Source organism: Streptomyces odonnellii, assembly GCF_000981895.1.
Taxonomy (GTDB): Bacteria; Actinomycetota; Actinomycetes; order Streptomycetales; family Streptomycetaceae; genus Streptomyces; species Streptomyces odonnellii.
Window position 1 is genome coordinate 1 of sequence record NZ_LATD01000067.1, and the last position, 1702, is coordinate 1702.

At 69.9% G+C, this 1702-nt stretch carries 2 protein-coding genes; both read left to right on the top strand.

Features of this window, described 5'->3' with window-relative positions:
* Window positions 1–140 precede the first annotated feature (140 nt).
* Complete coding sequence (pstS, locus tag WH07_RS08240) at window positions 141–1289, top strand: phosphate ABC transporter substrate-binding protein PstS (protein ID WP_408645815.1); 1149 nt, start codon at window positions 141–143, stop codon at window positions 1287–1289.
* Between the two features lie 137 nt (window positions 1290–1426).
* The gene (locus WH07_RS08245) at window positions 1427–1597 is read left to right on the top strand and encodes a hypothetical protein (RefSeq protein ID WP_046497203.1); all 171 of its coding nucleotides are present in this window, start codon (window positions 1427–1429) and stop codon (window positions 1595–1597) included.
* Window positions 1598–1702: the final 105 nt, after the last annotated feature.

Genomic DNA, 1702 nt, shown 5'->3' on the forward strand with positions numbered 1-1702 from the left:
GGCCCGCGGCACGCCCCGCACCGGACGGTGACTCCTCCGACGTCCTCCCCGACACCCGTATCTCGCCCTCCGCCCAGCCGGTGACCTGGCTCCGCAAGCACCGTGCCCGGGTGCTCATCGGCGCGCTCCTCGTCGCCGCCGTGGCGTCCCTCACCCCCGTCCTCAACGACGCGTTCTTCGACAAGGGCAACGCGAACGACCCGGGCAGCTCAAGCGGCGAGACCGGGCAGACCGGCCAGACCGGCCAGTCCCCGGGAATCTCCGGCAGCCCCGACGCCAAGGCCTCCTCCTCCGCCCCCGTCTGCGATGACAGCGGCCAGACCCTCGTGGCCTCGGGCTCAAGCGTCCAAAAAAACGCCATGGACACCTGGGCCAGGGACTACACCACGGCCTGTCCCGCCACCCAGATCAACTACAGCGCCAAGGGCTCGGGCGCCGGCATAGCCGAGTTCCTCCAGGGCACCACCGTCTTCGCGGGTTCCGACTCCCCGCTCGACCCGGCCGAGGCCGAGCAGTCCAAGGAGGTCTGCCAGGGCGGTGGTACGGGCATCAACCTGCCCATGCTCGGCACCCCGGTCGTCTTCTCCTACAACCTCGCCGGCGTCGACGGCCTCGTACTCGACGCCTCCACCCTTGCCAGGATCTTCGCCGACGAGATCACCACCTGGGACGACCCCGCCATCGCGGAGCTGAACCCGGGCGCCGCACTGCCCAAGAAGCCCATCAGCGCCTTCCACCGCGCCGACGAGTCCGGCGTCAACTCCACCCTCGGCGAGTTCCTGACCGCCACGGCCGGGTCCGAGGACTGGCCGTACGTCGCCGACAACAAGTGGCGCGCGCCCGGCGGCCTGAGCGCGACCGGCTCCACCGGAGTGATGGACCAGGTCCGGCAGACCGACGGTGCGATCGGGTACGCGGAGCTGAGTTACGCGACCGCTGCCGGCCTGAACACCGTCAGACTCGACACCGGCGCCGCCGAGCCCGTGGCGCCCACCCCGGACAGCGCCTCCCAGGCCCTCGCCGACGCCAGGGTGGCCGGTACGGGCAAGGACCTGGCCCTGGACATCGACTACACGACCGCCGTCAAGGGCGCGTACCCCCTCCTCGGTGTCACGTACGAGATCGTTTGCGACACGGGCAACCGGGCCGCCACCCTCGGCGCCCTGAAGTCCTTCCTCACCTACACCGCGGGCACGGAAGCCCAGCAAACACTCGCCGAACTTGGCTACGCCCCCCTCCCGGCCTCCCTGGCGGACAAGGTCAGGCAGACCGCCGGGACCATCGCCTGAGCGGTTCCGCCCGGACCGGAAGAAGACCGGCTTCCGTGTGCTGGCGAGTCTGTGTGCTCGCGGGTCCGTGTGCATGCGAGTCCGTGTGCTTGAGGGGCCGAAGCAGGGGCAGACGCAGGTCCAGGAGGTTGATGACAATGGTTCCCCTGCTTCTGGTACTCCTGCTGGCACTGATCCTCTTCGGCGCCGGATTCGCCCTGAAGGCGCTGTGGTGGATCGCGGTGATCGTCGCCGTCGTGTGGCTGCTCGGCTTCGTCGTGCGCCCCGCGGCCGGCGGTGGCCGCAGGGGCCGTTGGTACCGCTGGTAGCTGGTACCGCTGGTGGACGTGCGCGTGCGTCGCCTTGGGCCCGGCACCCGTGGATCGGGTGTATGATCATCTTGTAACTCCGGTTCACCGCAAGGGAAACGGAAG

What these genes read in the sequence shown, in the direction of transcription:
- WH07_RS08245 (WP_046497203.1), top strand. Translation starts at nt 1,427, where the DNA reads ATGGTTCCCCTGCTTCTGGTACTCCTGCTGGCACTGATCCTCTTCGGC.